The sequence below is a fragment of the Streptomyces sp. NPDC005263 genome (genome assembly GCF_042872365.1).
Classification (GTDB): domain Bacteria; phylum Actinomycetota; class Actinomycetes; order Streptomycetales; family Streptomycetaceae; genus Streptomyces.
In genome coordinates, this window is record NZ_JBIAKJ010000001.1 from 341043 (window position 1) to 357150 (window position 16108).

A 16108-nucleotide genomic window follows, 5' to 3' on the forward strand; every position below is an offset into this window, starting at 1 on the left:
TGGGGGGAAGTCTTGTCCGTGATCGTCCGTTGGTTGTGTGCCGTCCTGCGTGTCCGTGGGAAGGCCGACCTCTTCCTGGTGTTCCTCTTCGGCGCCGGCTTCGCACTGCTCCCCGTGTTCGCACTGATGCCGTCCCTGTGGGGCTTCGCCGCGGCGTCCGCCGTGAGCTACCTCGCGGACGAGGCGTTGCACGTCCGAGCCCCGGGGTTCGTCCGCCGACTGGCGACCTTGCAGTTCAATCGCACCATGCGGTTCGCCGCCCGCACCGTCATGCTGCTCGCCCTGGCCGAGCGGATGGACGCGCCGGAGACGGTGCTGGTCGCCGGCCTCGCCGCTTTCACCATCCACTTCGGCATGGTGATGCTCTACACGGCGTTGCACCGGGGTATCCGCCAGCGGCGGGTCCTGCCGGTGGCCGTGCGGAATCTCGACATGAGCGCCGCGGGCATCCCGGCGCACCCGCCCGCCTTCCTCTACCGGCGTTTCCTGCGCAAGCTGCTCCATCTCGACGTGGTGGCGCACGCGGCTCTGCTCGCCGCGCTGGCCGCCGGAAGGTGGTACCCGGCGGGCATCGGCTACGCGGTCACGGCCGGGCTCCCGGTGGCGGCGGTGCTGGCCCTGCTGGTCCAGTTCCGTGCGGCCCGCCGGACGCCGTCGCGCGACGACATCATCGGCGAGGTCAACCGGCAACTGGCCGGCTACCGGCCCGAGGTGGCGCTGTACTTCAGCTTCGCCGCGGTGTCACGGGACTTCATGTACCAGGTCAACATGTGGATCGAGACGCTGGAGAAGCTGGACCGACGGCCCGTGATCATCCTTCGGGAGCACGCCTCGTTCCGTCATCTCAGCCGTACCTCCCTCCCCGTGCTGTGTGTGCCCAAGGCGGACGACCTCGCGGAGCTGGACCTGTCCGGCGTGCGGGTCGCGCTCTACCCCGGCAACGCGGGCAAGAACGTCCACATGCTGCGGATCGCCGAGGCCAAACACGTCTTCATCGGCCACGGTGACAGTGACAAGCTCGCCAGCAGCAACCGGGTCAGCAAGGTGTACGACGAGATCTGGGTGGCAGGCCGGGCCGGCCGCGACCGGTACCAGCGGGTGCGGCACGCCATCAGCGACGACGCCATCGTCGAGGTGGGCCGCCCGCAGCTGGCGCCCATCCGGCTGCACGCCGACCACACGCCCGGACCGCTGCCCGTGGTGCTGTACGCCCCCACCTGGGAGGGCTGGAGCGACGACGACTGCCACACCTCCCTGATCCCGATGGGCGTGCCGCTGGTCGAGAAGCTCCTCGAGCAGAACGTGCGGGTCATCTACAAACCGCATCCGCTCACCGGCAAACGCTCATCCGAGGCCACCGCGGCGGACCGGGCCATCCGGGCCATGCTGAGCGCCGACAACGAGCAGCGCGAGGCCGCGCAGGCGCAGGAGGCGCTCGCCGCGGCCCGGCCGCGGCTGTCGGAGATCCGGGCCCGGCTCGACGAGTTGGCCGGTCGGCACCAGGGCGACTACGCGGAGCAGACCCGCGCCGCGAGGGTCCCCGGTGACGACGGCGCGGCCGAGTGGCAGGAACTGCACGCCGAGTGGCACCGGATCTACTGGGAGGCCCGCGGTCCCGTCCGGCACAACGTGATCCTCACCCAGCTGCCGACCCTGTACGAGTGCTTCAACCAGGCCGACATCCTGATCAGTGACGTCTCCTCGGTGGTCGCCGACTTCGTGGCCAGCCTCAAGCCGTACGTCCTGACCAACGCCCACGACCTGCCCGATCAGGAGTTCCGGGCGGCCTACACCACCGCCGGGGGCGCCTACCTGCTCGACCGTGACTGCGTCCGGCTGCCGGAGATCCTGCGCTCGGTCCGCGAGCCGCACCACGATCCGATGGCCGCGCACCGCCGTACGCTCAAGGAGTACGTCCTCGGCCCGGACAGGCCCACCTCCATGGAGCGGTTCAACGCCGCCGTCAACGCGCTGGCCGCCCGGTCCGAGGCGGAGATGACCGAGCGCACGGCCGAAGGGGGCCAGGACCTGGTGATCCCGGCGCAGCGGACCGACTCGGCTCCTCGTACCGACCTGACCGGTCCGTCCGATCGACCGGCCCCGCTGAGCAACGTCTGAGCGGTTGTCCGCGTGGGCCCGTCGGCCCTCTCCCTCCGCTCCGGCGAGGTGAGGGGGCTGACGGGCCCACGCCTGTTCACCGGGGTGTGTCGTCGGTGTCCACCAGGCCGGCGATGTGCGCGGTGACCGTGGCGAGGATGTCGGTCCAGGCCGCGTCGTCGCCGAGCACCAGGTAGTTGAGGGTCAGCCCGTCCGTCATCGCGGCCAGGTAGCGGGCCAGGACGGAGACGGGCACGCTCAGCCGGAAGTCCATGCCCCGGCCGAGTTCGTCGATGAGTTCGCCGTACGCGTCGCCGTAGAGCTCGTACTGGCGTCGCGCCAGATGCTCGAACCCCGGTTGTCGCAGGGCGTACTGGGTGAGTTCGTAGGTGAGCATGTGCTCGTCCGGGTGGGCGCGGACGTGGTCCCAGTACGCCTGGAACCCGGCCCGGACGGTCTCCTCCAGCGTGGCCCTGGGCCGTATCGCCTCCTTCACCACGGTCACGGAGTGGGCCGTGAGCGTCGTGATGACGGACTCGATCAGGGCCTGCTTGGAGTCGAAGCAGTAGTGGAAGACGCTCAGGGACACGTCCGCCTCGGCGGCGATGGACCGGGTCGTCGTCCTGGCGACGCCGTCCCGGGTCATCGCCCTGATCGCCGCCTCCGTCAACTGTCGGCGCCGTTCCGCCGACGGCATCCGTGCCATGTGCGCCGCCCCTCGTGGTCGTGCCGGCCCGCCGTCAGCTGCTGTGGACGCCCACCTCGGCCAGCGAGTAGCCCCAGTCCGTACCACGGTCCAGGCCCAGGATCCGCACGTAGCGGGCGGGGGTGCCGGTGAAGCGGGCAGTGTCCAGGCCGCCGTCGCCCGAGGTGGTGGACCATGCGTTCTGCCAGTTCGTGCCGTCGGTGGAGAGCTGGATGCGGTACGCCTTCCCGTAGGCGCGCTCCCAGTCGAGCGTGACCCGCCCGACCAGGCTCGTGGAGCCCAGGTCGATCCGCAGCCACTGGTCGTCGCTCCAGTCGCTCGCCCAGCGGGTGCCCGGGTCGCCGTCCACGGCACGGCCCGGCGCGTAGCTGGTGAGCGGGTTCGACTCGGACGAACTGGCCGTGGCGGTCGCGCCCTTGGCGAGGTTGACGCCCGCCTGGTGCCGCTCCGTCCCGCCCCAGGTGCCGAGGTAGGACTCGGCGCCCCGGAAGAGGTCGTCCACCACGTCCTGGCCGCCGACGCGCCGGATGTCCTCGATCCAGTCCGGGACGAGACCGTAGTGCGCGGCGCCGTCGGTGTTCAGGTCCCAGGTGCGACTGCCTGTGGTCTGCCGGTCGATGACGGAGCCGCCGTCGACGCTCTTGAAGGGGTACGTGACCTTGTTGGCGGCGTCCGCGCCGCGCGGGGCGGGCCAGCCGCCGACTCCGTTCATGTCCGTGCCGAAGCCGTAGCCGACGTCGTACTTGTCGCGCAGGGCGTTCGTCCGCTTGGCCTCGGTGCTGAACTCCTCGGAGCCGTGCATGTACTGGGCGACGAAGCCGCCGAGGCCGTAGACCCGCTCGGTCCAGTTGAGGTCCATCCAGCTGTGCGAGGAGATCACGCCGGGGTACGACGCCGACTCGAAGATGTCGAGCACCCGGCCGGTGGCCTTGACGCTCATGTGGTCGATCTCCAGCATCATCTTGCGTTTCATCATGCCGCGCGCGGCGTACTCACCGAGGTCGGTCAGTCCGCGCGCGTTGCACTGGGCGTCCTCGTCGTACGCGGGGACGTCCACGCCCGCCGGGAGGTCGTCCTCCGCCTTGGAGGCGGCGGTGCCGATGGGGTTGTCGTGCTGGGGCCCGGCGCACTTCTCCGTCTTCCAGAAAGTGCCGGTCGACAGGAACTGCCCGACGTTGATGGCCGTTCCGAGTCCGCCCTCGTCGAAGCGGACACCGCACAGCGCGTTGTCGAACTTGTGGCACAGGAACATGCTGCGCACGCCCAGCCCGTACAGCTCGTCGAGTCCCTTGTCGATGTCGGCCTTGCTGCACTGGGCGATGTCCAGGACCTGCTTGCAGCCGAACGGCTCCGACGTCTCGACGCCCAGGACGACCGCCAACTTGCCCTGTTCGACGACCTTTCGGGCCTGCGCGCTGTCGGTGACGATCCTGAACCAGCCCTTGCCGGGACCGCCGTACATCGTGTCCACGTAGGCCTGGAGGTCGTACGTCCGCTTCGCCTGCAGGCGGATGGACGTCATCTCGTCACAGCTTCGGTCCTTGAAGGGGTAGATCGAGCAGATCACGCCGTTGGTGACGAGGTCGTTGACGAGCACCCGCTGACCGCCGCGCCAGGCGCGCTCCACCCAGGCGTAGTAGTTCTGCTGGTGGGTCATCGAGTCGTAGGCGGGCCAGTCCTTGAAAGTGGGCCAGCCGACCGGATCGTGCTTGCCGTCACCGCCGTTGGTGATGTAGTCGAAGATCGCGAGGGAGCCGTCGGGGTAGTGCTCGGGACAGTCCTTGAGCGCGTCGGCGACGCCGGCCTCGGAGAACGTCTTTCCGCAGATGAGCCGCCCGCCGAAGCCCTCGTCGGCGAAGAGGTGGTTGTGGGCGTCGACGAAGCCTCGCACCTCGCCCTGCGCGTTCGTGCCGGTGAACGGCTCTCCGGTCACGTTGATCTGGGAGTCCGGCGCCGGGCGCGCGGTCGGCACCCACCAGTCGGCGTCGGCCGCCGAACTCGGGGTGGGGCCGAGGGACATGGCCAGTACGAGAAGTAACAGCGACATCAGGGTGACGTCTTTGCGTCCACGGTACGGGCGTTTGGTCATGGTCACTGCCCACGTCCCTCGATCGGCGGGATGGCACGGTCGACGAAGGCCCTGGGCAGCCCATCGAGTTGTCATGACCGGCGCAATATCTGCGTCGAGGATCGCGGCGAGCGCATGTCGAGTCAAGAGTCCGGGACGCTTGACCTGATGAGCGCGCGCCCGGACCGCCCCACACTGTTCGGTTCGTCCGTCTCCTCAGGGTCAGCCGGTGGGGATGGCGCGGATGGCGGCGATGTCGAGTTGGAGGCGCACCTTCTCGCTCACCATGGCGCCGCCTTCGGCGAGCTTGGAGCTGTACGTCAGACCCCATTCGGAACGGTTGATGGTGGTGGTCCCGTCGAAGCCGACGCGTTCGTACCCGAAGGGGTCGGTGACGTGTCCGATGTAGGTGAGCTCCAGCACGACCGGCCGGGTGGTGGCCCTGATGGTGAGGTCACCGGTCATGAGGTAGACATCGTTGCCGGAGACCTCGACTGCGGTGCTGGTGAAGCGCAGGTGGGGGTAGGTCGCGGCGTCCAGGAAGTCACGGCCCACCAGGTGGGCGTCGCGTTGTTCCACGCCGGTGTCGACGCCGGCGGTGGAGACGACGATCTCCGCCTTCGAGCGTTCCGGATCGCGGCCGTCGAAGTAGAGACGGCTCTGGTATTCGGTGAAGGCACCGCGGACCGTGGTCACCATGGCGTGCCGCACGGAGAAGCCGATCCTGCTGTGTGCGGGGTCGATGACCCATTCTCCGGTCAGCGCCGAGAGGCCGGGTTCCGGAAGCACGGCGGAGGCGGCGCCCGTCGACCGAGTGGGGGGTTGGGGGGCGGCGGCGTGCTCCGAGCGTCGGAACACGCTGCCACGGCTGAACAAGTTCATGATTCACCTGATTACTGCACGAGGAGATCCAGCCGCAAGTCCGCACCGGTGACCGGCACTTTCCGAAGGCACACCGCACACATCGCGCACCGTCCCGGCATCGGAGAGGAACGAAAACTTCACACACCCGCCACTCGGCTCCCAGCAAGCCGCGGAAAACGGAGTGGCGGACGCGTGCCCGTTCGTCGACGACTTCAGGCGCTGCCCTCAATGACATTCCGGGCCACATAGCGCGAATACCCCTGGTCGACTCCGACGAGTGCGCGGGTCGCGAAGTCCTCGCGGATTTCCTGGGTTTCGTTCCGGATTAGTACGGGGCGGTGAGGAAAGGTCACCGCCATGACGGAACCCCATCCCGCTGGGCGGGATGGGGTTCCTTTTGGAGCGCTGGGCAGGCCTTGCACCTGCATTTCCCCGCAGGAAGCGGGGCGTCTTTCCTTGGACCACCAACGCATCGTCGGACACCGGAAGTTCGGCGCCGCGTTCTGGATCAAGCTTACCCCAGGCTGGAGGGTGCTCGTGCCCACACTCGTTCGACGGGCCGCTGTCGCGTCACGGCACTCCCGGGCCCTGGTCGCGCCGCGGTGCGTCCGCACCCCGCCGCACGGCCCGCCCTCGACACCGCGCCGTTGCGGGGTCGGGGCTGGTCCGTCGTGCGGCGATGTCACGTGCTGCGGCACCTGGGGGACGATCCTCGGCCCCCGGCCCGGCTCAACGGACTCCGGCGTGTTGGCGTGAGGCCTTGTACAGGTCCGTGGAGGTGCTGATCAGTTCCCGCTGTTCCTCCCGTGAACCGACCATCGGCTGCGAGCCATTCAGCGGTACCTGGGCGCTCTCCGGCAGGAACTTCACCGTCACCAGGCCGATGACCCCGGCCAGCATCAGGTAGTAGGCGGGCACCAGGTCGTCGCCGGTGACGCTGACCAGCGCCTCGGTCACGAGTGGAGTGGTACCGCCGAAGGCGGCGACGGCGAAGTTGAAGCCGATGCCCATGGCCGCGTAGCGGACGGCGGTCGGGAACAGGGCGGGCAGCGTCGCGGCGCTCGGCGCGGCGAAGCAGGCCAGCAGGGTGGAGAGAATGAGCACGCCGAAGATGGGGAGCCAGGTCCCCTCCGCCTTGATCAGCAGGAAGGACGGGACGGCGAGGACGATCATCGCGGCCGCCGCCCACCCGTAGAGGGGCCGTCGGCCGACGCGGTCACTGAACCGGCCGAGGAAGGTGATCAGCAGCACGATCCACACCATGCCGACCAGCACCAGGACGTCGGCGGAGCTGCTGGAGCGGTGCAGCGTCTCCGTCTGATACGTGGGCAGGAATCCGGTGACCATGTAGTTGGTGACGTTGTAGAGCAGCACCAGGCCCATGCAGATCAGCAGCGGCCGCCAGTGGTCCTTGACGATGGCCCGCAGCTCGCTGCCCGTCGACTCCTGGGCAAGGCTCTTCTCGTGTTCGTCCAACTGCTGCTGGAACGCCGGGGATTCCTCCAGCTTGAGCCGCATGTACAGACCGATGACCCCGAGCGGACCGGCGATCAGGAACGGGATCCGCCAGCCCCACGAGAGCATCTCGGCGTCGCTGAGCAGCAGGTTGAGGACGGTGACCAGAGCGGAGCCGAGGGCGTAGCCGGTGAAGGTGCCGAAGTCGAGCCAGCTGGAGAGGAAGCCTCGACGGCGGTCCGGGGAGTACTCGGCGACGAAGGTGGTGGCGCCACCGTACTCGCCGCCGGTGGAGAAGCCCTGGACCATGCGGGCGAGCAGCAGCAGGATGGGGGCGGCGATGCCGATGGTGCCGTAGCTCGGGATCAGGCCGATGGCGAAGGTACCGACCGCCATCATGATCATGGTCGTGGCGAGCACCTTCTGCCTGCCGAGCCGGTCGCCCAACGGGCCGAAGACGAGGCCGCCGAGGGGGCGGACCACGAACGCCGCGGCGAAGGTCGCGAAGGAGGAGATGACCTGGGCGGCCGGCGAGGCGCCGGGGAAGAACACCTTGCCGAGGGTGGCGGCGAGGTAGCTGTAGACGCCGAAGTCGAACCACTCCATGCAGTTGCCGAGCGCCGAGGCGCCGACGGCGCGCTTCAGCAGCGGTCGTTCGACGACCTGGACGTCCTCCTCGCGGAAGGCGCGCTTGTTGCGTCGCAGCCGTCGGGTCAGTTCCTCCCTGACCTGCTGCGGCAGCTTGGCGACGGACTTCGGAAGGTTCCCCCTGCCCGGCGGCTTTGGCTGCTCCTCTGGATTCATGTGTGCCACGATCAGGGCCTTTCTCCCGACATCATCTGTGCTGCGCCGATCGTCCAGCGCCGTCATTGCTGCTGCCCACGTTTGCGCGTGCCACACAGCAAAGTCCCCTGTCGGCGTCGGTGACGTCGTTCACGCCGCACGACCTCGCTCTGCCCTCCTGCTGCGACGGGCCGTACGTGATCTCGGGGCGGGCCCGATCGCCGTCCGAGGGCCGTCGCGTGACGGGCCGCGCATCGCGCTTTACACATGACGCGTTGCGCGTTACGCGTCGTGCGCAGCAGTGTGGAATTTCAACGACCGCCACGGGGGAAGTGTGAAATGGACACAGTTATCGTGCAGTTGCCCGACGACACCACGGCACATCAGCGGGGAATTCACCGGAAGCCGCGGCTGCTCCACATGGGGCCCGGTGAGACGAAGGACTTCGGTCGGGGGGCGCCGGGCGAGGTGCCGGCCATCGTGCTGGCCGATCCGGGGGTGTCGCGCCTCGCGGGACGCATCGAGGCCGCTGGAGACTTCTGGCGCCTGTCGAACTTCAGCGCCACGTCCACCTATGTGGTGGAGAACCTCGAAGGAGCCGGCGAGTACATCAAGGTCGCGCCCGGACGGCTCGGCGCCCCCGTCCCGTTCGAGTTCTCCAGAGTGGTGCTGCCCGCGCTGGACGGCACCGCGGCCTTCAAGGTCTTCGCGCCGCAGCACGCCTACGCGCCGGACGGGGCGGGCCCCGACCACGGGGAGCGGACCGTCAGTCCCTTCTCCCTCGACCCGACGTCGAAGTACTTCCTGGTGCTGGTCGCGCTGTGCGAACCGAGGCTGCGCAGTTCCTCCGGTGCGGCCCTGCCCGGCGCCGGAGAGATCGTCGAAAGGCTGCGCGCCCTGGAGTCCTGCCGTGACCTGACCCGCTCGGCGGTGAACTACCACATCGACTATCTGACGTCCGCGAAGCTCCGGCTGCGCAGCGTCCACGAGGACGACCTGTCGCCGTCCGGCCCGAAGGACGGCGGGCGGGTGGGCGCCAAGCGCGAGGACCTGGTGACGCTCGCCCTGCGGTTCAACCTGGTGCACGAGGAGCACCTCGCGCTGCTGCCGCGTCGCACCCCCGCACCATGCCCGGCGACCGCACCCGAGGCGGTGACGCCACCTGCGCCCGCACACCGCTGACCGCCTGTCCACGAAGCCCGGCGGCGCGCGTGATAGGACCATCGGTGAGACATCGCGATCAAGGAGCGCACGTGACAGATACGGCACCGGCCACCACCGGCAGACGGGTCTTCGTCGACAAGCAGAGCCCCGAGGCGTACCGCGCCCTGACCGCCACGGGTGAGGCCGTGCGGGGCGTCGCCGCCGCCGCGGGACTGGAGCGGCTCCTCGTCGAGCTCGTCAACATCCGGGTGTCGCAGATCAACGCGTGCGCGTACTGCCTCAACCTGCACACCAGGGCCGCGCTGCGGGCCGGCGAGACCACCCAGCGTCTGGGGGTGCTCCCGGCCTGGCGGGACACCGAGCTGTTCACCCCTCGCGAGCGGGCCGCTCTCGCGCTGGCCGAGGCCACCACACGTCCGGCGGACAGCGTGCTGCAGGAGAGCGCCTGGGCACAGGCGCGGGTGGTGCTGTCCGACGACGAGATATCGGCGGTGATCTGGGTGGCGATCACGATCAACGCCTTCAACCGGGTGTCCGTCATGAGCAAGCATCCCGTGCGCGCTGTTCCCGCACCGCCGCCGTCATCGGCCTGACGGCGATGTCTCGTCCACCGTTCAGGCGGGTGATCGGGCTGGTCGCACGGTCGGCCCGGCCACCGCGGGCGGTGGCCGGGCCGACAGGGTGGACCGCGCAGGCTCAGCCCTGGCGGGCCTTGAAGCGCGGGTCCCTCTTGTTGATCACGAATGTCACGCCCCGGCGGCGCACCACCTGAGCCCCGGGCCGGGACTTCAGCGCACGCAGCGAATTGCGCACCTTCATATCGGTGTCCTCCTCCTGCTCGACGGCTGTCGCGTGGTCAGCGGACGGTGGTCGCCGGGTCTCCGTAGCGTCGCCGGAACCGCTCGACGCGGCCCGCGGTGTCCACGACCCGCGAGGCGCCGGTGTAGAAGGGGTGGCCGGCCGACGAGACCTCGACGTCGATCAGCGGGTAGGTGGAGCCGTCCGTCCACTCGATCGTCCGCGACGTCCGCGCGGTCGAGCGGGTGAGGAACGTGGCTCCCGCCGCGCGGTCGCGGAAGACGACCGGGCGGTAGACGGGGTGGATGTCGGACCTCATGGTTTTTTCCTTTCTCACGGCCGTCCGGCGCGGTGCGATGACCTCGGTCATCGCTCCTCGCGGAAGGGGACGTGCTCCCCGGCCACCGGGTCGTACTTGCGCAGGACCAGCCGGTCGGGGTCGTTGAGACGGTTCTTGCGTGTCACGTAGGTGACGCCGGTCCCGGCCGTCGACCTCAGCGTGACGACGGGACGCGCGGTGTTGCGTGCCATGAGGCCCTCCTTCCGCCCACATCACGGACTTCTTGGTCCGTGCATGTCAGCTACGTGGGCTACAACGCCGTCTTCCGTCACCGCATTCCCGACCCGGCCCAAGACGGGCGCACTCGCTGAACCTCCGGTTGTTCTTCCTGTTGTTCTTCCTGGCGCGGGTGGTCGATCCGAGGTGTGATGGATGGCGTCGCACGGTCGGCGTTCGCGTCGGAACCCAACAGGAGTCGCCATGAGCATCACCCTGACGACCTCTTCGCTGTCCCCGTCCGACCGCGCGGAGTTCTGGCGTGACGCCGTCTCCCACACGTTCATTCCGCTGGACGTCGAGCTGTACGAGGCGCGGCCGTCCGCGGCGACGATCACCAGCCATCAGCTGGGGCCGCTCCAGGTCTCGGCCGTCTCGGCGGGGCCGCAGAAGGTCGTACGGGACGGCCGGATGATCGCGCGGGGCGGCGAGAGCCACCTCACGCTCACCATCCAGCACCACGGGACCGCCCGGCTGGAGCAGGACCGGCGTGATGCGTTCCTGGAGCCGGGGCAGTTCGCCCTGTCCGACTCCGCGCGGCCCTTCCTGAAGGAGTTGCCGGCGAAGTTCGGATTCACGGCGTTCCACCTGCCCCGCGGCGCGCTCAACGTGACCGACGCGGATCTGGGGGCCCTCACCGCTACGGTGTTCTCCCCCACGGGCGGCTGCGCCGGCGTCGTGGCGGCCTATCTGGGAGCGCTGGCCCGCGACGCGGCCGGGATCCCACCCGAGTCCGCACACCAACTGGGGCTCACCGCCATCGACTTGCTGGCCACCCTGATCCGGGAACGTCGGGACCGGCACGTGCCGCAGGCCCCCGAGGCGAGCCGGGCCATGCTGGCCCGCGTCAAGGACCACGCGTTGCGGCACCTGCCCGATCCCGATCTGTCGCCACGGTCGATCGCGGACGCGCACCACATCTCGGTCCGGTACCTGCACAAGCTCTTCGAGTCCGAGGACACCACGCTGACCAGGTGGATCCAGACCCGTCGGCTGGCGATGTGCCGTCGCGACCTGGCGCGCCACTCGTTACGCGGGCCCGGTGTGGCGTCCGTGGCGCATCGTTGGGGGTTCGTCAGTCCCGCGCATTTCAGCCGCGCCTTCCGGGCCGCGTACGGCATGTCGCCCCGGGACTGGCAGGCGACGGCGCGTGGCGAGGAGCCCACGCGGAGTCCGGCGGAGGGGGCCGGCCGCCGATGACGCCGATGACCCCGAGGCCGCTGCGGCCGCCGCGCGGCAGGCCCGCCAGAGCTCCGCGCCTGCCCGAGCGCGAGCCTCGCCTCGCCTCGCCCGCGGCCTCAGTCCGTGCCCTCGCCCCGCTCCAGCCACTTCTCCCGCAGGCCGGTCGCTTCGTCCAGCCACCGTTCGGACCCGGCCTCGGTGAAGCAGTGGACGGCGTCCTCGATCATCTCCATCGCCTCGTCCCGTCGGCCCAGTGCCCACAGGGCCCGCGCCTTGCGCATCGCCGGCACGCCACGGTTGAGCGGAACCCCGACCCGGGCGTCGTGCTCCAGCGCGCGGTCGCAGGCCTCGATCGCCGCCTCCCATCGGCCGAGGTCCAGCAGGACCTGTGCCTTGCCGCTCAGGGCGTTCATGGCCGTGACGTCGGCGATGTGCGGCGCCGGGGCGGTGGCCGGGTCGTTCACCCACGCGACGGCGGTGTCGAAGGTCTCGACGGCTTCCTGGAGACGGTTCGCCGCGCGCAGATTGAGGGCGAGGCCCAGGAGGGCCTGCGGGTGTCCCTCCTTGTCCCCCGCGGCGGCGAACAGGGCGACCGCGCGCCGGGCCTGTTCGACGGCCGCGCCGAACTTCCCCGAGTCGGTGGCGGCGTAGGCGGCGTACGTCAGTGACCACGCCTCCTGCACGGGGTTGCGGGCCTGCCGCGCGAGTTCGGCAGCCTCCAGGGCGAGGGCCATGCCGTCGGCGGGTCTGCCCAGGCAGGTGGTGAACGCCCAGGCCAGGTAGTTGGCATGGGTGGCTTCGAGACCGGGGTCGCCGAGGGCGTGGGCGGCGGCTCGCGAGAGCGCGAAGACGGTGTGCCAGTGTCCCCAGTGGGCCCACCGGTCGGAGAACCAGTGCATGGACTCCGCGACCTCGACGACCACCCGGTGTTCGCCCGCGGCCGCCGCGGTGCGCAGGGCGGCGAACCAGTTGGCGCTCTCGGTACGCAGCCAGTCCTGGGCGGACGGTGCGTCGCGCAGGTCGACGAGCGGGTCGTCGACGGTCCGTGGGCCGAGGACCGGTTCGAACCACTGCCCGGCGCTGCGGGCCGTGTCCAGGAGCCAGGTGTGCAGGGCCCTGCGGGCAGCCTCCCGTTCGCCGGGGGACTCCTCGTCGCTCAGGCACTGGTGCGCGTACAGCCGGACCAGGTCGTGGAAGGCGGCCCGGTCACCGCCGGCGGCGTTCAGCAGGCCGAGTTCGATGAGCTCGTCCATCAGCTGTTCCACCTGCGCGGGCCCGAACGAGGTGAGTGCCGACCCGAGCGCGGGAGCGAAGTCGGGGCCCGGAACCAGGGAGAGCCGTCGGAACAACTTCCGTGCGGGCTCGGCCAGTTGCTCATAGGAAAGAGTGAAGGCCGACTTGATCCGGAGGTCTCCGGCGGTCAGCCTGTCCAGGCGCAGGTCCTCGGCGGCCAGCCGGGCGGCCAGACCGGTGGCGGTCCACGCCGGACGGCTGACCAGGCGGTTGCCCGCGATACGCAGGGCGAGCGGCAGGCCTCCGCAGAGGTCGGCGATGCGCTCCAGGGAGGCGGTGTCCTGCTCGTCCGCCCCGGGACCCGGCCGGTCCGCGGTGATGGTCTCCAGCAGGGCGGTGGCCGCGTCGGCGGCGAGGGGGGACGGTATGAGTCGCCGGGCGTACTCGATGCCGGTCAGCGCGCGGCGGCTGGTGATCCAGAAGGTGCAGGTGCCCTCGCCCGGCAGCAGTGGACGCAGTTGTGCCTCGTCGGCGGCGTTGTCGAGGATGACGAGAACGTTCTTGTCGCGGACCAGACGGCGGTGCAGCACCTGGCGTTCCTCGACGTCCGCCGGCAGTTCGCGTTCCCGTACGCCCTGGGCCTTCAGCAGGCGGGCCAGCGCCTCATGGGGGGCGACGGGCTGGGCGTCCAGACCGCGCAGATTGAGGAACAGGCATCCGTCGTCGTACCGCTTCGCCTGCTGGTGGGCGGCCTGGACGACAAGTGTCGTCTTGCCCAGTCCCGGGGCTCCGCTGACGATGACGACGTGGGTGCCGGCGCCCGGTCTCCCGGCCGTGTCGAGCCAGCGGATCTCCTCCTGACGGCCGACGAAGTCGGGGATGGGCGGAGGGAGATCGCACAGCCCGGACGGCGTGCGTCTGGTGCGGCGGCGGCCGTCGCGGGCGGCGGCCAGCAGAGCGTCGGCGTCTTCCTGCCGGAGACCGAGGGCGGTGGCCAGGGCCTGGACGGTGCGCGCCTGCGGTCCTCTGCTGTGGCCCCGCTCCATGTCGCCGATGGCGCGATCACTGACGTCCGAGGCCTCGGCGAGTTCCTCCAGCGTCATGCCCGCCGCATGTCTGAAGCCGCGCAGCAACGGACCCAGGGCGTCCGGTTGCGGACCGACCACGACAGCGTTTTCCTCTCCTCGGCGGCGTCCCAGCCTAGAGGACGGGCCACGGTGGTCAGTCCGCGCAGCAGCGGCCCGCCCCGCCCCGTCCGGGGCTCGAGGCGGTGGCCATCTCGGTGTCGGTATCGGTGGGCGAGTCGGTGCCGGACCCCGAGTCGGTGTCGGTTGCGGTGTCGAGGCGGCAGTAGCAGGACGCCTCGACCGGTACGTCGGCCAACGCGGCGGCGATACGCAGTTGCTGGGCGATGATCCGCGCCTCGTCCGCCCTGCCCAGGCGCACCAGGCATTCGTGCAGGCCGTGCAGGGCCCAGACGTTCCCCGGGTGCTGGAGGGCCCTCGGGAGCGTGTCGTCGAGGCCGAGGTCGGCCCGGTAGACCGCCTCGGCCTGAGCGACGCGCCCCTGTTCGAGGAGCAGGGCGCCGTAGGCGTGGCGGGTGGGCTGCATCCAGCCCCAGGGCTCGTCGTAGGGGAGATTGTCGTCCAGCTCGATCGACCGTTCGAGCGCGGTGAAGGCGGCGTCGTGGTTGCCCTTGCGGTACTCCAGCTCGCCGTCGAGCATCGCGGAGGCGATCGCGAGGATGTCGGCGCATGTGTTGTTGAACAGCATGCGGGTCCCGGGGACGCGGGCGACCGCCTCGTGGAAGAGCCGTCGTTCGGCCTCCGCCTCGGAGATCCGGTGGGTGGCGGAGAGGGCGACTCCCCGGGCGTAGTGGAGCATCGCGGTCGTCACGCAGTACAGGCGGGGGTCGGCGGGCAGGGGCCGCGCCAGGATGTCGTCCCAGCGGCCGAAGCGGATCAGGACGTGCACCCGCATGGCGAGGAAGGCCTCCAGCCAGTCGGCCATCGGCGGGCTCTGGACGCGCAGCAGGTCCTCCGGGATGGACGCCTCCAGTTGGGCGGCGGTCTCCAGGGCGACCTCGGACTGGCCGAGGAACATCGCTCCGTAGATCTTGAAGTGGTAGTTGTGCGACCGGTACAGCGTGTAGAAGTTCATCGCCCCGGCGCGTGCGTGGACCTTCTCGTCGGCGATGATCGCGGCGCTGTTGTCGGACACCACACGCCGGTAGTCGCCGCAGAGCACCTCCAGGTGCGAGGGCATGTGGTGGAGGTGACCGGCGTCCGGTACCAGACCGCGCAGCCGGTCGGCGACGGGCAGGGCCAGCTCGGGAGCCGGGGACATCTCCATCAGGTGGATGTACAGGTGCAGGACGCCCGGATGCCGCCGTCCGGCGTCGGTGGCGAGCGCGCGGTCCAGGACGGCCTTGGCCTCCGAGGTGCGGGCCCCCTCGGCCGGCTCGCCGGTGCGCAGGTCCCACAGCTGCCAGGGGGTGAGGTTCATCAGCGCGTCGGCGTACAGCGTGGCGATGTCCAGGTCGTCCGGGGCGAGGGCGTGGACGGTGCGCATGCTGTCGGCGTAGGGCGCGTTCCACACCGAACAGTCCGCCACCGGCTCGGCCCGCGGATACCGGGCGCGGAGTGCGCCGATCAGCGCCCGCTCCACCGCGGTGGCACCGGCGGCCCTCGCATGGGCCGCTTCGACGGCGGCGTGGGTGCGGTCGACGGTCCTGGCCAGGTCCTGGTCGTCAAAGAACTCCCAGGGTTTGTTGTAGTTCGGGCCGAGGGCGTAGGCGATGCCCCAGTAGGCCATGGCACAGTCGGGATCCGCCTCGGCCGCCGCCTCGAAGCAGGAGACGGCCTCCTCGTGATGGAAGGCGTACGTCCACACCAGGCCCCGGTCGAACCAGAGTTGGGCCTCGGGGGACGAGGTCGTCACGGAGCGGCCGTGCGGGCCGAGATCGTAGTACTCCATGCGTCACTCCTGACTGTGCTGCCGCTCGGCAGATGGTCGTCCCGGAGTCGATTTTCCCCGATCTGGGCCTGTTCGTGCCAGGTGTCCCCCGTGCACCCCGCGCGGGTGTCGACGTTCACTCCCAGGCCCCTGCGAAGGGCCCGCCGCGACCGGGTGGAGTCGTCCGGTGACGGTGGGTGCCGCGCCAGGGGCGCGACCGGTCCCCCGTTCCGGTCGTGCCCCCGCG

General features: G+C 70.2%; 13 protein-coding genes. 4 read left to right on the forward strand and 9 right to left on the reverse strand.

What is annotated here, in order from left to right:
* Positions 1-18 precede the first annotated feature (18 nt).
* Positions 19-2118, forward strand: coding sequence for a hypothetical protein (locus ACFYRY_RS01565; protein ID WP_389138894.1), 2100 nt, complete (start codon positions 19-21; stop codon positions 2116-2118).
* A 76-nt stretch (positions 2119-2194) separates the two neighbouring features.
* On the opposite strand, the gene ACFYRY_RS01570 is transcribed toward ACFYRY_RS01565, so the two are convergent.
* The 4 genes from ACFYRY_RS01570 to ACFYRY_RS01585 all read right to left on the reverse strand — a co-directional run bounded on the left by ACFYRY_RS01570 (position 2195) and on the right by ACFYRY_RS01585 (position 7994).
* The gene (locus ACFYRY_RS01570) at positions 2195-2803 is read right to left on the reverse strand and encodes a TetR/AcrR family transcriptional regulator (protein WP_389138896.1); all 609 of its coding nucleotides are present in this window, start codon (positions 2801-2803) and stop codon (positions 2195-2197) included.
* Between the two features lie 34 nt (positions 2804-2837).
* The gene (locus tag ACFYRY_RS01575) at positions 2838-4892 is read right to left on the reverse strand and encodes a discoidin domain-containing protein (protein ID WP_389141010.1); all 2055 of its coding nucleotides are present in this window, start codon (positions 4890-4892) and stop codon (positions 2838-2840) included.
* Between the two features lie 201 nt (positions 4893-5093).
* On the reverse strand, positions 5094-5753 hold the full coding sequence (locus tag ACFYRY_RS01580; RefSeq protein WP_389138898.1) for a YceI family protein: 660 nt from the start codon (positions 5751-5753) through the stop codon (positions 5094-5096).
* A 711-nt stretch (positions 5754-6464) separates the two neighbouring features.
* The gene (locus ACFYRY_RS01585) at positions 6465-7994 is read right to left on the reverse strand and encodes an MFS transporter (protein ID WP_389138899.1); all 1530 of its coding nucleotides are present in this window, start codon (positions 7992-7994) and stop codon (positions 6465-6467) included.
* Positions 7995-8312: 318 nt separating this feature from the next.
* Between ACFYRY_RS01585 and ACFYRY_RS01590 the strand changes: the two genes are divergently transcribed.
* Positions 8313-9155 (forward strand): serine/threonine protein kinase, encoded by an 843-nt coding sequence (locus ACFYRY_RS01590; protein ID WP_389138901.1) that lies wholly within the window; start codon positions 8313-8315, stop codon positions 9153-9155.
* A 71-nt stretch (positions 9156-9226) separates the two neighbouring features.
* Positions 9227-9730 (forward strand): carboxymuconolactone decarboxylase family protein, encoded by a 504-nt coding sequence (locus tag ACFYRY_RS01595; protein WP_389138903.1) that lies wholly within the window; start codon positions 9227-9229, stop codon positions 9728-9730.
* Between the two features lie 103 nt (positions 9731-9833).
* On the opposite strand, the gene ykgO is transcribed toward ACFYRY_RS01595, so the two are convergent.
* Genes ykgO through rpmG form a run of 3 tightly spaced genes read right to left on the reverse strand, consistent with a single transcriptional unit; the run spans position 9834 to position 10466 of the window.
* Positions 9834-9956 (reverse strand): type B 50S ribosomal protein L36, encoded by a 123-nt coding sequence (ykgO, locus tag ACFYRY_RS01600; RefSeq protein WP_356776726.1) that lies wholly within the window; start codon positions 9954-9956, stop codon positions 9834-9836.
* A gap of 37 nt (positions 9957-9993) precedes the next feature.
* Entirely contained in the window at positions 9994-10254 is a 261-nt protein-coding gene (locus ACFYRY_RS01605; RefSeq protein WP_389138905.1) for a type B 50S ribosomal protein L31, read from the reverse strand.
* A gap of 47 nt (positions 10255-10301) precedes the next feature.
* Positions 10302-10466 carry a 50S ribosomal protein L33 gene (gene rpmG / locus ACFYRY_RS01610; protein ID WP_356776722.1) on the reverse strand — a complete coding sequence of 55 codons (165 nt, stop codon included), beginning with the start codon at positions 10464-10466 and terminating at the stop codon, positions 10302-10304.
* A gap of 229 nt (positions 10467-10695) precedes the next feature.
* On the opposite strand from rpmG, the gene ACFYRY_RS01615 reads away from it, so the two are divergent.
* Complete coding sequence (locus ACFYRY_RS01615; protein WP_389138908.1) at positions 10696-11691, forward strand: helix-turn-helix domain-containing protein; 996 nt, start codon at positions 10696-10698, stop codon at positions 11689-11691.
* A gap of 98 nt (positions 11692-11789) precedes the next feature.
* Here the strand turns inward: ACFYRY_RS01615 and ACFYRY_RS01620 are convergent, their stop codons facing one another.
* Positions 11790-14072, reverse strand: coding sequence for a helix-turn-helix domain-containing protein (locus ACFYRY_RS01620; RefSeq protein ID WP_389138909.1), 2283 nt, complete (start codon positions 14070-14072; stop codon positions 11790-11792).
* 55 nt (positions 14073-14127) lie between these two features.
* Positions 14128-15882 (reverse strand): hypothetical protein, encoded by a 1755-nt coding sequence (locus tag ACFYRY_RS01625; protein WP_389138911.1) that lies wholly within the window; start codon positions 15880-15882, stop codon positions 14128-14130.
* Positions 15883-16108: the final 226 nt, after the last annotated feature.